Origin of the sequence: Halogranum rubrum (assembly GCF_900114455.1) — an archaeon.
GTDB lineage: Archaea > Halobacteriota > Halobacteria > Halobacteriales > Haloferacaceae > Halogranum > Halogranum rubrum.
In genome coordinates, this window is sequence record NZ_FOTC01000001.1 from 1,459,332 (window position 1) to 1,479,541 (window position 20,210).

At 64.3% G+C, this 20,210-nt stretch carries 24 protein-coding genes and 2 tRNA genes; 13 read left to right on the forward strand and 13 right to left on the reverse strand.

The features are described from left to right. Nucleotides 1-11 precede the first annotated feature (11 nt). Genes BM083_RS07235 through BM083_RS07260 form a run of 6 tightly spaced genes read left to right on the forward strand, consistent with a single transcriptional unit; the run spans nt 12 to nt 7,694 of the window. On the forward strand, nt 12-1,511 hold the full coding sequence (locus BM083_RS07235) for a pyridoxal phosphate-dependent decarboxylase family protein (RefSeq protein ID WP_089867703.1): 1,500 nt from the start codon (nt 12-14) through the stop codon (nt 1,509-1,511). Then, the gene (locus BM083_RS07240; RefSeq protein WP_089867706.1) at nt 1,508-3,376 is read left to right on the forward strand and encodes an IucA/IucC family protein; all 1,869 of its coding nucleotides are present in this window, start codon (nt 1,508-1,510) and stop codon (nt 3,374-3,376) included. Before BM083_RS07235 ends, BM083_RS07240 begins: the two co-directional genes overlap by 4 nt. After that, nucleotides 3,373-4,002 (forward strand): GNAT family N-acetyltransferase, encoded by a 630-nt coding sequence (locus BM083_RS07245; RefSeq protein ID WP_089867709.1) that lies wholly within the window; start codon nt 3,373-3,375, stop codon nt 4,000-4,002. The genes BM083_RS07240 and BM083_RS07245 overlap by 4 nt, the downstream gene beginning before the upstream one ends. Beyond that, entirely contained in the window at nt 3,999-5,432 is a 1,434-nt protein-coding gene (locus BM083_RS07250) for a lysine N(6)-hydroxylase/L-ornithine N(5)-oxygenase family protein (RefSeq protein ID WP_089867713.1), read from the forward strand. Before BM083_RS07245 ends, BM083_RS07250 begins: the two co-directional genes overlap by 4 nt. Before the next feature lie 41 nt (nt 5,433-5,473). Beyond that, a complete protein-coding gene (locus BM083_RS07255) occupies nt 5,474-7,345 on the forward strand; it encodes an IucA/IucC family protein (RefSeq protein ID WP_245756864.1) in 1,872 nt (623 codons plus the stop codon). Between the two features lie 52 nt (nt 7,346-7,397). After that, nucleotides 7,398-7,694, forward strand: a complete 297-nt coding sequence (locus tag BM083_RS07260) for a DUF5822 domain-containing protein (protein WP_089867717.1) — start codon at nt 7,398-7,400, stop codon at nt 7,692-7,694. 23 nt (nt 7,695-7,717) lie between these two features. Here the strand turns inward: BM083_RS07260 and BM083_RS07265 are convergent, their stop codons facing one another. From BM083_RS07265 to BM083_RS07285, 5 genes are all read right to left on the reverse strand, one after another. Further along, a complete protein-coding gene (locus tag BM083_RS07265; RefSeq protein WP_089867721.1) occupies nt 7,718-8,278 on the reverse strand; it encodes an HAD family hydrolase in 561 nt (186 codons plus the stop codon). A gap of 58 nt (nt 8,279-8,336) precedes the next feature. Then, entirely contained in the window at nt 8,337-9,473 is a 1,137-nt protein-coding gene (locus BM083_RS07270) for an acyl-CoA dehydrogenase family protein (RefSeq protein WP_089867724.1), read from the reverse strand. Between the two features lie 54 nt (nt 9,474-9,527). Continuing rightward, nucleotides 9,528-10,730 carry an alanyl-tRNA editing protein gene (locus tag BM083_RS07275; protein ID WP_089867727.1) on the reverse strand — a complete coding sequence of 401 codons (1,203 nt, stop codon included), beginning with the start codon at nt 10,728-10,730 and terminating at the stop codon, nt 9,528-9,530. A gap of 46 nt (nt 10,731-10,776) precedes the next feature. Beyond that, nucleotides 10,777-11,298, reverse strand: a complete 522-nt coding sequence (locus BM083_RS07280; protein WP_009367505.1) for a helix-turn-helix domain-containing protein — start codon at nt 11,296-11,298, stop codon at nt 10,777-10,779. 259 nt (nt 11,299-11,557) lie between these two features. Then, nucleotides 11,558-11,642, reverse strand: a tRNA-Leu gene (locus tag BM083_RS07285). 144 nt (nt 11,643-11,786) lie between these two features. On the opposite strand from BM083_RS07285, the gene BM083_RS07290 reads away from it, so the two are divergent. Together BM083_RS07290 and BM083_RS07295 are read left to right on the forward strand one after the other, a co-directional pair. After that, complete coding sequence (locus tag BM083_RS07290) at nt 11,787-12,350, forward strand: DUF420 domain-containing protein (RefSeq protein ID WP_089867730.1); 564 nt, start codon at nt 11,787-11,789, stop codon at nt 12,348-12,350. Nucleotides 12,351-12,414: 64 nt separating this feature from the next. Further along, nucleotides 12,415-12,822: a pterin cluster protein gene (locus tag BM083_RS07295; RefSeq protein WP_089867733.1), complete on the forward strand. Its 408-nt coding sequence runs from the start codon at nt 12,415-12,417 to the stop codon at nt 12,820-12,822. Between the two features lie 27 nt (nt 12,823-12,849). On the opposite strand, the gene purF is transcribed toward BM083_RS07295, so the two are convergent. The 5 genes from purF to BM083_RS07320 all read right to left on the reverse strand — a co-directional run bounded on the left by purF (nt 12,850) and on the right by BM083_RS07320 (nt 16,281). Then, entirely contained in the window at nt 12,850-14,328 is a 1,479-nt protein-coding gene (gene purF / locus BM083_RS07300; RefSeq protein ID WP_009367502.1) for an amidophosphoribosyltransferase, read from the reverse strand. 301 nt (nt 14,329-14,629) lie between these two features. Continuing rightward, nucleotides 14,630-14,803 carry a 50S ribosomal protein L37e gene (locus BM083_RS07305; RefSeq protein ID WP_009367501.1) on the reverse strand — a complete coding sequence of 58 codons (174 nt, stop codon included), beginning with the start codon at nt 14,801-14,803 and terminating at the stop codon, nt 14,630-14,632. Continuing rightward, entirely contained in the window at nt 14,800-15,033 is a 234-nt protein-coding gene (locus BM083_RS07310) for an LSM domain-containing protein (RefSeq protein WP_009367500.1), read from the reverse strand. The genes BM083_RS07305 and BM083_RS07310 overlap by 4 nt, the downstream gene beginning before the upstream one ends. Nucleotides 15,034-15,398: 365 nt before the next feature. Continuing rightward, nucleotides 15,399-15,481 (reverse strand) — tRNA-Ser (locus BM083_RS07315). Nucleotides 15,482-15,525: 44 nt separating this feature from the next. Further along, on the reverse strand, nt 15,526-16,281 hold the full coding sequence (locus tag BM083_RS07320; RefSeq protein WP_089867736.1) for a hypothetical protein: 756 nt from the start codon (nt 16,279-16,281) through the stop codon (nt 15,526-15,528). Nucleotides 16,282-16,467: 186 nt separating this feature from the next. On the opposite strand from BM083_RS07320, the gene BM083_RS07325 reads away from it, so the two are divergent. Together BM083_RS07325 and BM083_RS07330 are read left to right on the forward strand one after the other, a co-directional pair. Continuing rightward, entirely contained in the window at nt 16,468-16,674 is a 207-nt protein-coding gene (locus tag BM083_RS07325; protein WP_089867738.1) for a hypothetical protein, read from the forward strand. Between the two features lie 147 nt (nt 16,675-16,821). Beyond that, on the forward strand, nt 16,822-17,031 hold the full coding sequence (locus BM083_RS07330; protein ID WP_089867742.1) for a hypothetical protein: 210 nt from the start codon (nt 16,822-16,824) through the stop codon (nt 17,029-17,031). A gap of 30 nt (nt 17,032-17,061) precedes the next feature. On the opposite strand, the gene BM083_RS07335 is transcribed toward BM083_RS07330, so the two are convergent. The 3 genes from BM083_RS07335 to BM083_RS07345 are packed head-to-tail and all read right to left on the reverse strand — an operon-like array spanning nt 17,062 to nt 19,099. Further along, entirely contained in the window at nt 17,062-17,697 is a 636-nt protein-coding gene (locus BM083_RS07335; protein ID WP_089867745.1) for a uracil-DNA glycosylase, read from the reverse strand. Nucleotides 17,698-17,732: 35 nt separating this feature from the next. Then, complete coding sequence (locus BM083_RS07340) at nt 17,733-18,059, reverse strand: DUF7976 family protein (RefSeq protein ID WP_177197563.1); 327 nt, start codon at nt 18,057-18,059, stop codon at nt 17,733-17,735. Next, on the reverse strand, nt 18,056-19,099 hold the full coding sequence (locus BM083_RS07345) for an Mrp/NBP35 family ATP-binding protein (RefSeq protein WP_009367493.1): 1,044 nt from the start codon (nt 19,097-19,099) through the stop codon (nt 18,056-18,058). The genes BM083_RS07340 and BM083_RS07345 overlap by 4 nt, the downstream gene beginning before the upstream one ends. Before the next feature lie 141 nt (nt 19,100-19,240). On the opposite strand from BM083_RS07345, the gene BM083_RS07350 reads away from it, so the two are divergent. From BM083_RS07350 to BM083_RS23220, 3 genes are all read left to right on the forward strand, one after another. Further along, nucleotides 19,241-19,636 (forward strand): DUF7969 family protein, encoded by a 396-nt coding sequence (locus tag BM083_RS07350; RefSeq protein ID WP_089867749.1) that lies wholly within the window; start codon nt 19,241-19,243, stop codon nt 19,634-19,636. A 148-nt stretch (nt 19,637-19,784) separates the two neighbouring features. Then, nucleotides 19,785-20,009, forward strand: a complete 225-nt coding sequence (locus tag BM083_RS22775; protein WP_143085692.1) for a DUF7556 family protein — start codon at nt 19,785-19,787, stop codon at nt 20,007-20,009. A gap of 6 nt (nt 20,010-20,015) precedes the next feature. Continuing rightward, nucleotides 20,016-20,165 (forward strand): hypothetical protein, encoded by a 150-nt coding sequence (locus BM083_RS23220; protein ID WP_009367490.1) that lies wholly within the window; start codon nt 20,016-20,018, stop codon nt 20,163-20,165. Nucleotides 20,166-20,210 lie beyond the last annotated feature (45 nt).

Here is a 20,210-nt window from a genome sequence, read left to right on the forward strand (position 1 = left end):
ACCAGCGTCAGATGGACACGAGTCCGCCCGGCGTCGGAACCTTCCTCGGGACGGGGGCCGGTTCCGCAACCTACCGGGAGGCGATGGACGCCGCCGTCGACGCCGTCCTCGACGCCAGCGCGAGCGGCCCCTATTCGGGTGAGACGTACGACGAACTCGAAGACGAATTCGACGTCGACACGCTGCCGGATACGGGAAGTGACCTCACACACGTCGTCGAGTGGGTCGGCGAACACGTCCTCGCCAACTCCGTCGTCACGTCCGACCCGACCTGTGTCGCCCATCTCCAGTGTCCGACCGCGATTCCCGGACTGGCGGCCGAGGCGATGCTTACTGCACTCAATCAGTCGATGGACTCGTGGGACCAGAGCCCCGCCGCCACCGTCGTCGAGGAGTCGATGGTCGAGGAACTCTGTTCGCTGTTCGGTCTCCCCAACGCCGCCGACGGCGTATTCACCAGCGGTGGAACGGCCTCGAACCTGCTCGGCCTCCTGCTCGCGCGGGACCGCTACGTCACCGAGACGTTCGGTCAGCGCGTCCAAGACGAAGGACTACCGCCCGAAGCGTCGGACCTGCGGATTCTCTGCTCCGACGCCGGCCACTTTACGGCCCAGCAGTCGGCCGCCGTACTCGGGTTAGGAGAAGACGCCGTCGTCTCCGTCCCGACAGACGACGACTACCGGATGGACCCCGAGGCGCTCGACGCGGAACTCGCGCGTCTCGACGACGAGGGCAAGCGACCGTTCGCGCTCGTCGCCACCGCAGGGACGACGGACTTCGGGAGCGTCGACCCGCTCTCGGCACTCGCAGACCGGGCGGCCGAACACGACCTCTGGTTCCACGTCGACGCCGCGTACGGCGGGGCGCTCGCCGTCTCCGACCGTCATCGCGAGATGCTCGCTGGCGTCAGCCGTGCGGACTCGGTCAGTCTCGACTTCCACAAACTCCTCTATCAGCCCATCAGCTGCGGGGCGTTCCTCCTGCGTGACGGGAGTCACTACGACCTCATCGACCGGAACGCGTCGTACCTCAACCCCGAGGCGGACGAGGAGGCGGGCGTATCGAATCTCGTCGGCAAGTCGCTCGCGACGACCCGCCGGTTCGACGCGCTCAAACCGTTCGTGACGTTCCAGACGCTCGGGCGCGAGGGCGTCGCCGAACTCGTCGACTACACCCTCCAACTCGCCGACGACGTGGCCGAACTCGTCGAACGCGACCCGGCGCTAGAACTCGCCGCCGACCCGACGCTGAACGCCGTCGTGTTCAGATATCGACCCTCGCAGCAGCATTCCGACCGGGAGACGAGCGAGTGGGTCGACACCGTCAACCGTCGCATCCGCGACCATCTCTTGGAGCGCGGGATGGGCGTCGTCGCTCGCACCGAAGTCGACGGTGACGCCTACCTGAAGTTCACCCTCCTGAACCCGCAGACTACCGTCGATGACGTCGCCGACCTACTGGTGAGCGTGAAGCAGTACGGGGCCGCCATCGAGTCGGAGGTGAACGAATGACGTCCGTCGGTGCTGACTGCGAGACACCGGCCGAGCACGGTGAGTCCGCGACGATTCACGGACTGCTGAACTGCTACCTCAGAGAGACGCGGGCGTTCTCGGTTCGACCGGCCTCGGAGACGCCAGTCGAGGAAGCGGACGAGGAGAGCGACGTCGCCGTCGTTCCGCTTCCCGAGTCGAATCTGACCCTCTACGCGCCGCTCCGGTACGAGTCGCCGACGGGTCGACATCTGTTCGAGTTGCCGGTTACGTACACGGTGGGCTCCGACAGGTCCGACGAGTCAGAGAAGTCCGACCCAATCGAACTCGACGCGCCGACGCTGGCGGCGCTACTCTGTCGAGAACTTGCGCTCGCCGCCGACGGACCGACCGAGGCCGCCGCGACGGACGAAGTCCTTTCACGAGTGCTGTCCAGCAAGGAGAACATCGAACGGTTCGTCGCCGCGCGGTCGGGAGAGACGGACCGACTCTACGGGTTCGACACCTCGTTCCGAGACGCCGAGCAGTCGCTCGTCTACGGCCACCTCATGCATCCGACGCCGAAGAGTCGCGAGGGAATCGCCGAACGCGACGCGCCGACCTACGCGCCGGAACTCCGCGGGTCGTTCGCGCTGCATTACGTGCGGGCCGACCCGTCTATCGTCGCCAGCGATTCGGCACTCGACACGTCGGCCACCGAGTGGGTGAAAGCGGAACTCCGCGAGGACGACGAAGTAACCGACGAGTTCGTCGCAGACCACGTCGACAGCGACGACGTGCTCCTACCGCTCCACCCGTGGCAGGCCGACTACCTGCTCGACCGACCGAACGTCCGCGAGGCCATCGAGGACGGACTGCTCACCGACCTCGGGCAGGTCGGACGCGAGTACTACCCTACCACCTCCGTGCGGACGGTCTACCACCCCGAGTCGTCGTTCATGCACAAGGGCTCGTTGAAGGTGGCCATCACCAACTCCGAGCGGACGAACAAGCGACCCGAACTGGAACGCGGCGTCGCCATCTCCGAACTGCTCGCCACGGACCTCGGCGACGCGCTTCGAGAGCGGTTCCCCGCGTTCGACGTGATTCAGGACCCGGCGTATCTGACGCTGGACATCGGCGACACCCCCGAGTCTGGGTTCGAAGTCGTGCTCCGAGAGAACCCCTTCGAGGGCGAGGCGGCGACGAACGCGACACCGCTCGTCGGTCTCTGTCAGGACGGTATCGACGGGCCGTCGCGACTGGCGCGCATCGTCGAGACGCTGGCCGAGCGCGAAGGTCGGTCGACGGACGCCGTCGCTCGCGACTGGTTCGAGCAGTATCTCGCCGTCTCGGTCCGACCGATTCTCTGGCTCTACCTGCTCCACGGCGTCGGCGTCGAGGCCCACCAGCAGAACAGTGTCGTCGTCCTCGACGACGGCTACCCCGACGCCTTCCGCTACCGGGACAATCAGGGCTACTACTTCCGCGAGTCGGTGTACGACGACGTCGACGACTATCTTCCGGGCGTCGGCGAGCGCGCGGACACCGTCTGTCCGGACGCCGTCGCCGACGAGCGCATCCGCTACTACGTGGTGTTGAACAACGTCTTCGGTGTCGTCAACGCCCTCGGCGTCGCCGGACTCGTCGACGAACGCGACTTGCTCGAACTGCTTCGCGACGAGTTGGCGTCCCTACAGACGCTCGAACGCGGCGACACCTCGCTCGTCTCGACACTTCTCACGGCCGAGGAGGTGCGCTGTAAGGCGAACTTCCGGACGCGCGTCGAGGGACTGGACGAACTGGAGGGGTCGCTCGCGAACCAGTCGGTGTACACGGCGATTCCGAACCCGCTCGTCACCGAACTCGACGGAGAGAGACAGGAGACACAGGAGGTCAGCCGATGACCGACGCACTCGCCATCACCAACGACTACGACTACGAACGCTACGAACACGGTATCGACCGCCACGTCGGGTTCCGACCCGCCGAACTGGAGCGTGACCTCGGTCGCCTCCACGCGTGGCTGAACAGTGACCACGTCCTACCCTACTGGCAGTTGGACGACCCGCTCCCGGTGTTCCGAGCGGAACTGGAGACGAAACTCGAAGACGACCACCTGACGCCCTACGTGGGGACACTCGACCACGTCCCGATGAGCTACTGGGAGCGCTACTGGGCCGCAGACGACGTGGTTGCGGACTACTACGACGCCGACCCGAGTGACCAGGGAATTCACCTGCTGTTCGGGCCGCCGGAGTATCTGAACAATGGCTACGCCGAACCGCTCCTGCGAGCGATGACAGCGTTTCAGTTCCGCCACCCCGAGACCCAGCGCGTCGTGACGGAACCCGACGTCCGAAACGACGTGGTCATCCACGTCTTCGAGCAGTGCGGCTTCGACCCAGTTCGCGAAATCGAGATGGACGAGAAGGACGCCCTGCTCATGGTGTGCGAGCGCGAGCGCTTCGAGCGTGAGGTGCTCGCGCCGGAGCGACCGGTCGGCGGGAAGCGAGCGGAGGTGGACGCATGACGGACGACGGAGAGACAGACGAACAGGTCTACGACCTCCTCGGCGTCGGTCTCGGGCCGTTCAACCTCGGTCTCGCAGCACTCGCCGACGACGAGGACGCCGACCTCGACGCGGTCTTCCTCGAACAGAAACCCGAGTTCGCGTGGCACGAGGGGATGCTCGTCGAAGGCGCGACGCTCGAAGTCCCGTTCCTCGCCGACCTCGTGACGCTCGCGGACCCGACGAGCGAGCACAGCTACCTCAACTACGCCCGCCAGACCGACCGTATCTACGAGACGTACTTCTACGAGCGGTTCCAGATTCCGCGACGCGAGTACGACGACTACTGCAAGTGGGTCGCAGAGCGCGTCCCGGCCTGTCAGTTCAGTCGGCGTGTCGAGAGCATCGTTCCCGCCCGACGCGAGGGAGACGCGAGCACGGAAGCGACGGAAAACGACGCCGCCTTCGTCGTCACCGCACGCGACCCGGAGACGGGCGAGACACACCGCTATCTGACTCGACATCTCGCCGTCGGCGTCGGCAGTCGGCCGTTCGTCCCCGAACCGTTCGACGACCTTCCGGATGCAGACGTGTTCCACACCGCGGGCTACCTGCACAACCGCGAGCACGCACTCGACGCCGACGGTATCACCGTCGTCGGGTCGGGCCAGAGCGCCGCCGAGGTGTTTCAGGACCTGCTCGAACGCCAACCGGACAACGATTACCGCCTCGACTGGCTGACGCGCTCGGAGGGGTTCTTCCCGATGGAGTACTCGAAACTCGGTCTCCAGCACTTCACGCCGGAGTACACGCAGTACTTCTACGACCTGCCGCAGGCCGTCTCCGACGAGGTGCTGCCCGAACAGGACCTGCTCTACAAGGGCATCGACCCGGACACGAGCGACGAGATATACGAGACGCTCTACGAGCACTCCATCGGCGAGTCCGACCCGGACGTCGGCCTGCTGGCGATGACCGAAGTCGAGGACATCGAACAGGTCGAAGACCGATACCGACTGCGCTGTCGGCAGTGGCAGGAGGGAACCTCGTTCACCCACGAGAGCGACGTCGTCGTCCTCGGGACGGGCTATCACCGGCCGACGCCCGACTTCCTCGACGGACTGGAGTCGCACATCCAACGCGACGAGCGAGGGCGGTTCCGCGTCGAGGAGACGTACGGCCTCGAGACGACGGGCCTCGACGGGCGCGTGTTCGTCCAGAACGCCGAGATGCACACCCACGGCGTGGGCGCACCGGACCTCGGACTCGGGACCTACCGCAACGCCGTCATCCTCGACCAGTTGCTCGACGACTCACCGTATCCCGTCGACGAGGACACCGTGTATCAGGACTTCAGCGCCGAGTCGTTCGCGTCCTCGTCGCCGGTGACGGACCTCGTCGATGGGGGAGACAGAATCGACCGGCAGACGCCACCGAGCACCGACGACTGAGCAGTTGTAGAGAAACCGAGAGAGACCACACCGAACCACCAATGACACAGCACATCGACACGACTGACGGCATCGACGGCATCGACGACGCAGACACTCTGCTGGACGCACTGGACACGGACACCCTCGCCACCGTCGAACGCGAGTTACTCGCCAAGATGCTGGCGGAGTTCGCCTACGAGGACCTCCTCGACCCCGAGAGCGTGGGGGAGACAGACCGCGGCACGCGGTACGAACTCACCTTCGACGACGCCGACTACCGGTTCGTCGCCGAGGAGCGCCTGATGGACAGCTACCTCGTCCGCGAGGACAGCATCGAGCGGCGGGAGGAAAGTGGAGAGTGGACCGACGCTACTGACCCCGTGGCGTTCCTCCTCGACGCCCACGAAGCCATCGGCACGCCGGAGATGACCGTCGGGCACCTCGTCCGCGAGTACCGCAACACCCTCTTGGCGGATGCGCACACCAAGACGCGCCAGCGAGAGGAGGAGAACCGAGACGTCGCCGCGATGGACTACGCCGAACTCGAAGGTGAGATGACCGGCCACCCGTGGATTACGTACAACAAGGGCCGACTCGGCTGGGGGTACGACGACTACCTGAACTACGCGCCCGAACGGAAAGAACCGGTTCGACTCTCGTGGCTCGCCGTGAGTAAGGAGCGCTCGACGTTCGTCACCGTCGAAGACCTCTCGCCCGACGAACTCCTCCGCGAAGAACTCGGCGACGTGTACGAGGCGTTCGCGTCCCGCGTCGAGTCGCGCGGCCGAGACCCGGAGGAGTACTACTTCATGCCCGTCCACGAGTGGCAGTGGGATAGCACCGTCGCGCAACTCTACAGCAAGGAGATTGCCGAGGAGCGCATCATCCCGCTCGGAGAGACGCCCGATTCCTACCTCCCTGCGCAGTCCGTTCGGACGTTTCTCAACGTCGACGAACCCGAGAAGCGAAACGTGAAACTCCCGATGCGCATCCTCAACACGCTCGTCTGGCGCGGGTTGCCCGGCGAGCGAACCGAGGCCGCACCGCTCGTCACCGAGTACGTCAAGGAGATTCGCGACGACGACGAGTTCCTCCGCGACGAATGCGAACTCGTCCTGCCCGGCGAAGTCGCCGGAATCAACTACGACCACCCCGAGTTCGCGCAACTCGACGGCAACGCCTACCAGTACGACGAACTGCTCGGCACCGTCTGGCGCGAGAGCGTCGAGGGACTGGTCGACGACGACGAGCGACCGGTCACCCTCTCGGCGTTGATGCACGTCGACGACGGGACACCCGTTATCGGCGAACTGGTCGACCGCTCGCCGCTGGAGTTGGAAGCGTGGCTGGACGAACTGTTCGCGACGATGCTGCCGCCGCTGCTACACTACCTCTATCGCTACGGGACGGTCTTCTCGCCGCACGGAGAGAACACCATCCTGATTCTCGACGAGGACGACGTCCCGACACGTCTCGCCGTGAAGGACTTCGTCGACGACGTGAACGTCAGCGACCAGCCGCTGCCGGAACTGGAGCAGTTGCCGGAGGAACTGACTGATGTGTTGCGAAGAGAACCACCGGAGGGACTGTGTCAGTTCATCTTCTGCGGCCTGTTCGTCTGCGTCTACCGGTACGTCTCGAACGTACTGACCGAACACCGCGACTACTCGGAGGAACAGTTCTGGACGCAGGTGCGAGAGGCCATCCTCGACTACCAGTCTGAGTTCCCCGAACTCGAAGACCGCTTCGAGACGTTCGACCTGCTTCGACCGGAGTTCACGAAACTGTGTCTCAACCGGAATCGGATGGTGAACGAGGGCTACGGCGACACCGAGGGGCGACCACACGCCGCCGAGCACGGAACCGTCGAGAACGCGCTGCACGCCGTCGCCGGGGAGTCCGAGGAACCGCCCGCCGCCGCGGACGACTGACCTCGTTGGCCCGAACCGGCACGCATTAACCGCTTCCCTCGTATCTCCGCCTGTGCAACCAGTCGAACGCTCGAATCCGGAAGGAGTCGACTACGGATGGGTGATGCAGATGACGTTCGTCACGACCATCCTCGTCGGCGCACCCGTCGTCGCCGCGCTCTCGACACAAGTCGTCCTCCCGACGTGGGAGTCGCGCGTCGAGTTCGCCATCCGGGTCGGTGCCGTCGTCTGGATTATCACGGCCATCTCGCTGTTCGTCTACGCGAAGCGGACGAACGCGGGCGACGGCGGGAGCGACCCGGATAAAATCGAGACCGAGAACGGAACCGAGACGCGCGCAGACGACTGACGCTTCTCTCGCGTACTGCGTTTCTACTCCTCGACGTATCTGAACGCCGCCCCTGCACGCTCGGCAGTGACCTCGTCGCGTCGTGAGTCGCCGACGAAGATGGCTTCGGAGGGGTCGACCCCGAGGCCACGAAGCGTCGCAAGCAGCGGTTCGGGGTCGGGTTTACGCGTCGCCACGGAGTCACGGCCGACGACGGTGTCCACATCGTCGCTGAGGTCGTGAACGTCGAGTGCGGTCCGACAAGCCGCCTCGCAGTTGAGCGAACACACGCCGACGGGAATCTCGTCGGCGACGGTGGCGACGGTGTCAGCCAACGGTAGCCGCTGTGATTTCTCTGCGCCGACCGTCTCGTGTTCGGCGATGGCCGCTTCGACGTCGATGCGAAGGCCGTGTTCGTCGGCCAAATCGAGCATCCCCCAGAGGTCGTACTCGCTCGCGTCGACGCCCGCATCGGCGAACACGCCGATGACGTCGCTCGCGACGTCGTTCCAGTTCACCGCGAGGTGGACGAGCGTTCCGTCGAGGTCGTAGACGACGGCGTCGAACTCGGTGAGGTCGGCGACGGTGGCAGAGACGGAGTTCACGTGTCGACTCGGTGGGCGAGGAAAAAGACGACTTCGGTCGGTCCGGTAGTTGCCCGAGTCAGTCCAATACGCCGCGGGCGATGATGGTCTTCTGAATCTCGCTCGTCCCCTCGTAGATGGTCGTAATCTTCGAGTCGCGGTAGTAGCGTTCGACGTCGAAGTCGGTCGTGTAGCCGTACCCGCCGTGAATCTGGACGGCCTCGTTGGTGATGTCGACGGCCGCCTCGCTGGCGAAGTACTTGGCCATCGACGCCGCGATACGGTTGTCCTGTCCGTTGTCCTCCTGTCTCGCGGCCTCACGGACGAGCAAGCGGGAGGCTTGCAACTGCGTCGCCATGTCGGCGAACTTGTGGCGGATGGCTTGGAAGTCGCTGATAGGTTGGTCGAACTGCTCGCGGTCGTGGGCGTACTCTTTCGCGTCGTCGAAGGCGGCCTGCGCGAGGCCGACCGCTTGCGAGGCGATGCCGATGCGACCACCGGTGAGAATCGTGAACGCCGCGGAGAGACCCTTCCCCTCCTCGGTGAGGCGGTACTTCTCGGGGATGCGGACGCCGTCGAACGTCATTCCGGTCGTGTCGCTGGCGCGGAGGCCGAGTTTGTGCTCCTTCTTGCCGACCTTCACACCGTCGTAGTCGGCGGGGACGAGGAACTGGGTGATTCCTTCCTCGGTCTTGGCGAAGACGATGTAGACACCCGCACGCGTGCCGTTCGTAATCCACTGTTTCTCGCCGCTGATGACGTACTCGTCGCCGTCTCTCTCGGCGCTCGTCGTCATCTCCGCGGGGTTCGACCCGGCCTGCGGTTCGGAGAGACAGAACGCACCGACCGGTCGCCCGTCGACCATCTCGGGGAGCCACTCGTCTTTGACCTCGCTGGTCCCGAATTTGGCGATACAAGAGGTAGCGAGACAGTGTACTGAGAGCGCCGTCGCGACGGCGAGTTGGCCGTAGGCGACTTCCTCGTTGACGATGCTGTACGTCGTTCGGTCGGCACCGAACCCGCCGTACTCCTCGGGGACGGTGAGGCCCGTCAGGTCCAGTTCGGCCAGTCCGTCCCACACGTCCTCGGGGAACGTCTCTGTCTCGTCGGCCTCCTGCCCACCGGGCCGAATCTCTTCGACGGCGAACTCGTGGACGACGTCGCGAATCGCCCGCTGTTCGGCCGTGAGTGCGGAGTCGACGTCTGCGAATACCATACCGGAGAGACCGGACCGTGATGGAAAAAGATGACTAATACGGAGGCGAGTGAGTCAGCGTCGCACGGCGTCGACGACGGCTGACGGGTCGGCGTCCAACCCGCCGCCCTGCGCGAACGTCGGCCCGCCACCGCCGCCGCCGCCGAACGCGTCAGTGAGTTCCGTGACCACGTCGCCCGCAGCGACATCTCCAGTAGAGGCGACGACGACGAACGTCGACCCCTCTTCGCCCGCGACGACGACTACGTCTGTACCGTCGCCGACGACATCTTTCGCCGCGTCGCCGACGTCGTTCGGGCCGAACCCGTCGACGGTGCCGACACGCCACGTCACGCCGTCGCGCTCGACGGCGTCGAGTCCGGCGAGTCGCGCAGCGAGGACTCCACGCTTCAGGTCGCTCAGTTCGGTCTCGAGGGATTCGGTCTTCGCTCGGAGATTCCGAGCCATCTCGGGCATCGTCGACACACTGGTCCCGAGTTCGCGGGCCGTCGAGAGCGTCGCCCGCCGCTCTTCTGCACGCCGGTCGATGGCCGTCGGACCGACCGCGAACTCGACGCGGGTGAGTCCCTCACCGGGGTTCGAGCGCCCGAGCAGATGCACCGGACCGATTTTACCGGTGTTCGAGACGTGCGTGCCGCCGCAGGCGGCGACGTCGAAGGGAGTGTCCGAGTCTCCGATGGTCACGACCCGGACCGTGTCGCTGTCGCTGAACACGCCCTCTTCGGTCTTGACGTTGAACGCGACGTCCTCGCGAGAACGAGCCTCCTCGACCGGGACCTCCTCCCAGGAGACGGAAAGTGAGTCCCAGACGACGCGGTTGACGAGGCGTTCGAGGTCGACGAGCGTCTCGTCGTCGATGTCCGTGGACGTCTCGAAGTCGACGCGAACCTTCTCTGAGTCGATGTTGAACCCACCGTATCCCAGGTCGTCGAGGTACTCCCGACCTGCGCCGTAGAGGGCGTGACTGGCGGTGTGGGCACGCATACAGTAGGTGCGGAACGCGTCGTCGACGACGCCGACCGCGATGTCGCCGGCGCTGAGGTCTGGCGCCGACTCGAGCGTGTGGACCACGTCGCCGTCGCGGTGCTGAACGTCGGTGACGGTGGTGCCGGCGAGCGTGCCCCGGTCTGCGGGTTGGCCGCCGCTCTCGGCGTAGAAGTACGTATCGTCGAGGACGACGTCTGGGCCGTCGACGTCGGTGACCGTCGCTTCGAACTCGCGGACGGTCGGGTCGCTCGGTGCGAGAGACTGTGGCATGAGCGTCCGAAAACGCGCAGACGACAAAAAGATGTGAGCTTACTCGCTACTCGTCGACGAGCGAGAGGTCGAGTCGGGATTCGAGTTTGCGGATGACGGAGCCACCGACGCCCGCGCGGGTCGCTCTCCCCTGTTCGACGGCGAGGACGTCGTCCTCGTCCTCGTCGATGTCGGCGGCGAGGTCCTCGACGGTCAGTCCCTCCTCCTGTCTGGCCGCTTCGACCTTCGGGCCGTAGTCGGTGACGAGGTAGGGCAGGCGGTCTTTCTCGTAGTTCGTCCCCTCCTTCTCCCAGTGTTTCGCATCGCCCTTCTGTGCGTCGTACATCTTCGCTGCAGTCTGGGCGGCGCGCTTCTTGCGACTGACCTGCGTGTTGTCGCGCTGTTGGTCCTGTTGGCTCCGCTTGCGGTCCGTCTTCCGGTTCTCGCTGTGCGGTGCGCAGTCCGGACAGACGAGGAGGTTGGCTCCGGCGACGTTCGCCTGCCTGAGTTTCCCGCTCTGTTTCCCACAGAGTTCACAGGAGTCGCCGTCGTCGCCACCCCCGCTGCGACCGGTGGAGTACTTAGCCATAACCCTGGTTACAGAGTCTACGCGTTTAAATCCGCGGCAACTAGCTATCGGGCGATTCGGCGACGAGCGTACACCGTCGCTCAGGGAAGTGAAAGAGAGAACCGACGCCGCCGGCCGACCACGTCGAAACCTGTGGCTCGGCAGGTAGCGTCTGTAAGGATTATGCGTGGGTGATGTCCGTGTAGGGACGTCACCTGCATCGTGTTCCTCGGCGGGGTTGCCGCCTCGGACGAAGGTGGTGTGTGGACCACCCATGCGATGCGTGGGACCGGATTTGAACCGGCGGACCTCTACAGGACAGCGCCCTCAACGCTGCGCCGTTGGCCTGGCTTGGCTACCCACGCTCGCTGCGTGTCTTACTGCACTCCGTTCTTTCTCGGGGGTAAATAAAAGCGCTTTCCTTTGGGCTTGCCCCTGTCTGGCGTTCCCATCCCAAACGAGAGTCTACACTCCGAACGCTTCATGCCGACGCCACCCCGAGTTCGCCTATGGAACTGCAGCGTGTTCGAGGTCACGTCCCCGCGCTGACTGCGGTGCTGACAGTCGTGTCACTCGCACTCGTGTTCGGGGCGGTCCTCGGCGTGATTCCGTCGAGTTCGCTCCCACGAGCACCGGCGAGCGTCTTCGACGCGATTCCGCACGTCAACGCCGTCGTCAGCACCGTCGCCATCGGGACGATTCTCGCAGGCGTCCGGTTCATCCGCCGCGGCGACGTCGAGAAACATCGGGCGGCGATGCTCACGTCGCTCGCGTTGTTCGTCATCTTCCTCGTGCTCTATCTCTACAAGGTCACCGTGAGCGGGACAGCCGAGTTCGGCGGGCCGGACGCCGTGTATCGTTTCGTCTACCTGCCGACGCTGGCGATTCACATGGTGCTCGCCATCGTCTGTATCCCGCTTCTCTACTACGTCCTCTTGCTCGCCGTGACGCGTCCCGTCAAGGAACTGTACGACACGAGTCACAAGCGACTCGGGCGCGTCGCCGCAGCACTGTGGCTTGTCTCGTTCGCCCTCGGCAACGTCGTCTACGTCCTGCTCTACTGGGCGTACTGACCGGATTTCCCACGCCGTGAGAACGAGCGACACGGGGTTGTCGCTGGAGCGCCTCTCTTCGAGTATGCGTTCGACGACGACGACGAGGCGAGAGACGGACGGCGAACCGACCCAGACCACCGTCGAGGTGAAGGCGACGGGCCACGTCCGGCGCGAACTCGGATGGTCGCGTCGAGCGTTCACGTTCGAGGGGACGACGCTCCGCGACTTCCTCGACGCCTTCTTCGCCGAGTACGGCCTCCGTGAGATGCTCGTCGCCGAGACGGAAACGGAGTCGACGGCGCACGGATGGGCACGCCCCCCAGCCGAGTTACCCGGCACGTGGCGGAAGAATCCCGAAGGAGAACAGTCTCGCGTCTACGCCCGTATCTGTATCAACGGCCGGTTCAACGAACATCTCGGTGGGTTCGACGCCGAGTTACACGACGGTGACCGGGTGGCACTCATCTACCCGTTCATGTTTTGCTGCTAGATGGGAGTCGGTCAGCGGTGGAGAGACTCAGTCGTCGGCGAGCGTCTGGCCGCCGATGGTCGGGCGTTCGACGTCGCGGTCGGTCGGTTCGCCGTCGATGTCGTAGGGGTACTCGCCGGTGACACAGCCGAGACAGAGGTCCGCGCGCGACTTGCCGAGGACGTCGGCGATGGCGTCGATAGAGAGATACGCGAGGCTGTCGGCGCCGATCTCCTCACACACGTCTTCGGTCGTCTGGCCGGCCGCGATGAGTTCGTCACGCGAGGCCATGTCGATGCCCATGTAGCAGGGTGCGACGATGGCCGGCGCACCGATGCGCATGTGGACTTCCTCTGCGCCCGCGTCGCGCAACAGGTCGACGAGTTGGTTCGACGTCGTCCCGCGGACGATGCTGTCGTCTATGATGGTGACCGTCTTTCCCTCGACGGTGCTCTTGATGGGGTTGAGTTTCAGTCGAACCGCGCGTTCGCGTTCGTCCTGCGTCGGCATGATGAACGTCCGACCGACGTAGCGGTTCTTCATCAGCCCCTCCGCGAACTCGACGCCGTCGCTCTCTTCGTCGTTGTTGGCGGCCTCGGCGTAGCCCGAGGCGAACGCGCGACCAGAGTCGGGGACGGGCATGACGACGTCGGTGTCGATACCGCTCTCCTCCCAGAGTTTACCGCCGAGGTTCCGGCGGACTTCGTAGACGAGGTTGTCGTCGATGATCGAGTCGGGGCGGGCGAAGTAGACGTGTTCGAAGAAGCAGTGGGCCGTGTTGTCGGGGGAGACGAGTTGATACGAGTCGAAGCCTGTCCCGCCTTTTTCGAGGAGGACGAGTTCACCCGGTCGGACGTCGCGGACGAGTTCGCCGTCGAGAGTGTCGATGGCGGCGGATTCGCTGGCGACGACGTAGCCGTCGTCGACTTTCCCGATACAGAGCGGTCGGTTCCCCTGTGGGTCACGGACGCCGAGGACGACGTCGTCGTGCATGATCGTGAGCGAGTACGACCCGTGGATGCGTTCCATCGTTCGTTTGACCGCGCGGACGAGGTCCTCTTCGAGGAGGTTGCGTGCGAGGTCGTGGGCGATGACCTCCGTGTCGCCGGTCGAGGTGAAGGCGTGACCGAGGCCCTCCAACTCGCTCCGAATCTCGTCGGCGTTGACGAGGTTCCCGTTGTGGGCCAGTCCCAGTGCGCCGGATTTGAACGACACCGAGAACGGCTGAGCACAGCAGTTGTTGACGCCGCCCGCCGTCGGGTAACGAACGTGGCCGATACCGGCCGGGCCGTTCAACTGGTCGAGGTCGCCCTCGCCGAAGACGTCGCCGACGAGTCCCATGTCGACGTGGCTGTGCTGTTGGAAGCCGTCGTGCGTGACGATGCCGGCGGACTCCTGACCGCGATGCTGGAGCGCGTACAACGAGTAGTACAGCGGCCGTGCGGCGTTCCGGTCGGCGAGGGAGACGCCGACGACACCGCACTTCTCTGTTGGACCGTCGTGGGAGTGATCCCGCCCGTCTGCCATGGGCGACGCTGGGAGACCCAACGGTAAAAACCCTCGCCATTGTGCCGTATTCAGCCGTTTCTTTGCCGAATGTGTGCACACCTGTGCATACCTTCCGGGAGTTGGTCGACTTCCCGAGACGTGACTCAGTTCACGAAACGGCACACGAGGTGGCGTGTAGAAGTGCAGATAGCCGAGGCTGACGGTGAGAGACGACGAGTGTCGTCGCCGAAGTCGTCACTCGGCGACGTAGTTTGCGTCGGCAACCGGAAGGTCCGGTGCCGAAAGATGTTCTGTCGTGAGACGAGAAAATCGAGTCCGACTATTCGCCGGCTTTCGACTGCCAGGCGTACTCTCGACGCTTCGCCGATTTACCGAAGCCGCAGGACGAGCACTCCTTCTTCTTGACGTGGTAGGATTTCTCGCCGCAGCGACGGCACTTGACGTGCGTCGTCTTGTTCTTCTTCCCTTGGCTCGGGGTACCAGCACCGGTCATGCTTTGATTGTGACGACGTTATCGCCTCGTATAATCGTTGTGTCTTCGACCGCTTCGACATCAAGTTCACCGAGCGCATCGTCGTCGACGTCGAGGCTCTCTTCCAGCACGACGTTCATGTGCTGGTCGTAGCCCGCGAGCGTCCCGTAATACTCGGCGCCGTCCTTCAACTGCACGGTCACCGGTTCGTTCAGGGACGCTTCGAGGACGTCCAGGGGTCGTCCGCTCATGGCAAAGACGCTTCGCGTTTCGGTATTAAACATACTGGTTAGTCTCCCGTTTCGGTCGTCCACTTTGCCAGAATCTCTCTCCGTATTGTCTGTTCGGCGTCACAATCGAGGCACCGACGGGGAGTGTAGTGGCGTCACGTTCCGGATTATCTGAGACTCACGCTCGCCCGCGTGGACCACTCACGACTGCGACGGGCACACGAGATGCTCATCACGTAACTCGCGTCAGAAGGGTGGGACTGGGATTCGAACTCACTCGCAACTCTCCGAGTTGCTCGCTGCTCGAATCCCCGACGTCTCGGTTCACTGACTCACGCTAGCTGCGAGTACACGAGGTACTCGCTGTAATTGTTCGTCCGTAAACACGGTGGGACTGGGATTCGAACCCAGGAAGCCAAAGGCTACCTGCTTTCAAGGCAGGCGCAATAGTCCACTCTGCCATCCCACCCGCGTCAGCACGTACCGAGTCGTGGGTCTAAGAACTGTCGGTCCTCAATCGCGGACGACGGTAGTGCCGCCGTCGTCGGCGACGACACGGAGACCGATGTCACGCACGAACGTCGCCGTGTGCTTCGGGACGATTCGCTCGGCAGCGATACGTGATTCGAGCAGCGGCAAGAAGGTGAGTAGGTCCTCGCCAGTCTCGACGACCGGTTGCATCGGCACGTACTCGACGCTTCTGTCGGCGTCGTCCGCTCTGTCGACCAGCGTCTCGACTTCGGGCGCGGCGAACGCGCCGTCGAAGTTGATTGGCTCCCGGAACGCCGCGTAGTAGACGCGGCCCGCGGTCGACGGCCCGAGAACCACGTCGTTGGTCCGGAGTTTCATCGCCGCCGAGTCGATTGCCATCCGGGTGAGGAACGGCGCGTTGCCGCGGACGACGGCGGCCGACTGGACGTCCTCCTCGCGGAGGAGATGGGTCACCGTGTTGCCCGCGCGGGCGTCGAACGTCGACCCCACTTGCACTTCGAATCGGACGTCGCTCGTGTCGCCGAGTGCGTCGACGACGAGCGCGCGCACTTCCGCTTCGGCGCTCTCCTCGCCGTGATACGCCTCCGGGATGAGGTCGTCGGGGCGGTAGTTCACGAGCAGGTCGCCACCCGAGCGTTCGGCGGCGATGAAGGCGTCTTTCAGCGTCGCGGCGTAGAATTCGGCGGCTTCCTCTTCCGTGAGCGGACTCGTGGCGGCCAGTTCCGACCCGACGAGTCCGGGGCGTGGGGGGTCTGCGAAGACAGCGATGACGGTCATATCCCACGGTGGAGGTGCGAGACTCTTGAAGTCGCTGGTCTGTGCACACCAGACAGCGAGGGGAGTAAGGAACGTGTACCGTTAGACGGCGTCGCATTCGACGCTATCGCTCCGGCCGAGTCGTGCGAGAGACTCAGGCTCCGTAAGCGGCCCATGTTCAGGTGTGAGAGCCTGGTACACTGAGTCGTGATTCCCGGAACCAACCCGCTCGGTGAACTGTTTGGCGTGTACGCCGTCGCTTCGACGCTCGTCATTCCGTTCGCACTCGGTGCTGGGTTCGACGAACGCACCACGAGCGTCGTCAGTATGACCGCTGGAATCACCACGATTGGTCTCTTCCTCGCATGGCACCACCTCCCGGAACTCTACCGCACCGTTCTCCCCTCGCAGTGACTCTCCAACCCCGCGCCAACCCCGCTCTAACCTCCCGCGCCAACCTCCCACGTACTCTCTCTCTCTCCGCATCCGTACACCTCCACTCCCTGCTGACGAACACGGCCCTGCCGACTCGTTTATTACGATACTGACCGACCGACCGGTATGAACGGTCTCGGACTGCTCGCCCGTCTCGCAACCGCCGTCGTCGCCCTCTCGGCACTCGGTGCACTCGCTGGTCTCGTCCTCGGACTCCTCACGACGTCGTATCTCGTCGCGATGCTCGTCACCCTCGTACTCGTCGCGCTCGTCGTCGTCGGCTTGACGGCACTCGGTGTCGGTGGCACTGACGGGACGGAGACGACGTACTGGTGAGAAATCGAACCGACCCCGCGCTCGACCGACTCAGCGGCTCTGACGGCCCTTCGTCTGGCGATAGTCGCGTGAGAAGACGTTCTCGACCATGTGTTCGACGAACGCCTCGGTCTGTGCGTCCGTCTGCCGGTCGAGTTCGACCATCGGGACGAGTTCGAAGCCACGGCCCCGAATGGTCGTCGCGTGTTCTTCGTCGACGTCGAAACTGTCGGGACGGCGCGTCGTGTACTCGACGGCGAGTTCTTCCAGTGCTCGCTGGCCGATGGGGACGATGAGTTGGGGGTTTATCATCCGAATCTCCGCGTTGAGGTACGGTTCGCAGGTGGCGACTTCGTCGTCAGAGGGCGGTCGCTCCGGGTGACGACAGCGCGTCAAGTTGGTCAGAAAGACGTTCTGCAGGTCCGGTTCCAGCGTGTCGGGGTCCGAGCGTGCGAAGCCCAGTTCGCCGAGAATACGTTGGAGTCGCTCACCCGCCTCGTCGCCGACGAACGGGACACCGGCGGCGTCGGCCGACTCGGTCGGCATCTCACCGACGAAGACGAACTCCGCGCCGACGTCGCCGTAGCCGTGGACGACGTTCGAGCGCGTCTCACAGAGCGCAGCACAGTTCGTGCACTCGGCGTCCATGCTGAAGGGGTTCTCGAAGGTGTCCTGATGTGCGTCCACGGTCGAACGTGGAGGTGGAGCACTAAAACTCCCGGCTATCGCTCGATACCGCCCTGCGACTTGATGTTCATGATGTGCCGAACGTTCAGGTAAATCTCCTCGGGCGAGGTGTTCCCTTCGTCGTCGTAGAGGTCGCTGACGCGGTAGAGGATGGCCGAGAGCTGTTTGCTCTCGGAACTGTCTCGCCGCACGTCTTCGGCAATCTCGCGGAGGAACGCGACTCGTTCCGGGTCGGCGGGGAACTCGGCGTCGCTGTCGGGTGCCATCTCCCAGTCGGGGTCGTTCTCCTCTTCGCCGCCGACCGGTGCCGACTCGTCGTCACTCACCTCGCCGCCGACCGGTGCCGGCTCGTCGTCACTCATCGCTGCAGTTTGACCTTCCGCCGGTTGACGATACCGACGTTGTTGGCGACGTTCTCGGTCAGCACGCGGAACGCGTCGGCCGTCTCGCTGTCCTCGTCGAGGACGATTGGCTTCCCGCCGTCGCCGCCGGAGCGAACCGCGGGGTCGAGCGGAATCCCGCCCAAGAAGGGCAGGTCGTTCTCGTCGGCCATCGCCTTCCCGCCGCCGGAGCCGAATATCTCGTGGAAGTTGCCACAGTCCGGACACCGGAACCCGGCCATGTTCTCGGCGATGCCGAGCACGTTCGTGTCGTGCTTGCCGAACATCCGGAGTCCCTTGCGGGCGTCGTCGGTGGCGACGTCCTGCGGCGTCGTGACGATGACCGCCCCCGTGAGCGGGAGCGTCTGGAGGACGGTCAGTTGGGTGTCGCCCGTCCCCGGCGGCAGGTCGAGCACCATGTAGTCCAGGTCACCCCACTCGACGTCCTCGACGAGTTGGGTCAGAATCTTGTGGACCATCGGGCCGCGCCAGATGACCGGGTCGTCCTCGCCGACGAGGAACGCCATCGACATCAGTTTCATCCCGTACTTCTCCGGCGGGACGATGCGCTGTTCGGACGTCGCCTGCGGTCGTTCTCCGGCGTCGACCATCCGCGGGACGTTCGGGCCGTAGATGTCGGCGTCGAACAGGCCGACCTTCGCACCGAGTTTCGAGAGACCGGCCGCGAGGTTGACCGCGACGGTCGACTTGCCGACACCACCTTTCCCGGAAGCGACGGCGATGATGTTCGTCACTCCCGGTAGTACCTGTTCGTCGCGCGAGAGCGACGAGGGGAGTTTCGCCGACAGGTCCACCTCGTCGAAGTGCTCGCCGAGGACCTCTCGGACTCGGGTCGCAATCTCTGTCTCGTGTGGCGCGTAGGGTGCGCCGAGTGCCAGCGACACTCGGACGGCGTCGCCGTCGACGTCGACGGCGTTGACGAGACCGAGCGAGACGATGTCGTCGCCGAGGTCCGGATCCTCGACCGAACTGAGTAAGTCGCGTACGTCCGCGTCGTTCATGTCCCAAAGTGGGGTCGTGCGGCGAATAAGACTAACGACCCCGTCGTCTCCCACTCTCGGCAGGTATCGCGGGTTTCTGGTACGCTCCGCCCCATCGCCGCAGGCGCGGGCGTTAAGTCGGTCTCCTCCCTATCTCGTCTAATGACGTTCAGCGCCTCCTACTACTGCCCCCACTGCGAGACGATGGTCGAACTGGAACGTGACGCGTATCTCGCCGACAAGGCAGTCACACCGTATCCCTTCGAAGGCTGGGAGTACGCCGCACCCGACGAGGCGTTCGAAGACGCCGAGGGCGTCCGCTTCGTCTGTGGCGAGAGCGACGGGCCGGGTATCGAGTGGCGGACGAACCCGTGGAACGAGACCGAGGAAGGCGAGTACGAAGAGGAAACCGACCTCGGTTGTGGCGAACCGTTCTACCTCAGTTTCGTGAAGTTCGCCGACGGCGAGGAGCTCGACCCGAGAGCCCCTGCCGAGTACGTCCGGCTCAGCGAGGGGATGAGTACAAAAACCCCCCGCGGCCCGACGTTCGAGCGCTGAATCTTTGTTCGCCCGTTTTTCGGGTTATCTACTCCTCTACCTGCCGAATTCGATTCGTTATATTCGTCTCGACTCTCCCCCATCCCAAACTGTTTGGGAAGAGTCCCTATCCGGATTCCATCTGTTAGCATAGATAGGAGTTCCACTAATGGATCCCCACAAACCGGAATGCCATAACCCGTCGCAGTCGCTGCAGCAGTCGCGTTTGCAGGCAGAGCGAAACACGGCCGCCGAGCAGACGGAAGACGCCATCATGGCCGTCGTCGACGACGCAGGAGACCACGAGCAGTTCGTCATCGCGGATACGACCCGCGACGACGCGTGGGTCACTGTCGACGCCGACGAGAGTCTGCTGCTCGACGAGTGGAGGTAACGACCAATGAGTGTACGCGATACGAATCAGACCGACTCTCACTTCACGCAGATGCAGAACCGTCTCGAAGAAGTGAACGCGATGGTGTCCGTCGACACGATGCGACGGCTTCCATCGCCTGTTCCCGAAGACGAACGAGTCACAGAGGAGGAGTAGCGGAGTAACCGAAACCGACGTAGACGTTGGCTGGTGGTGACTGGG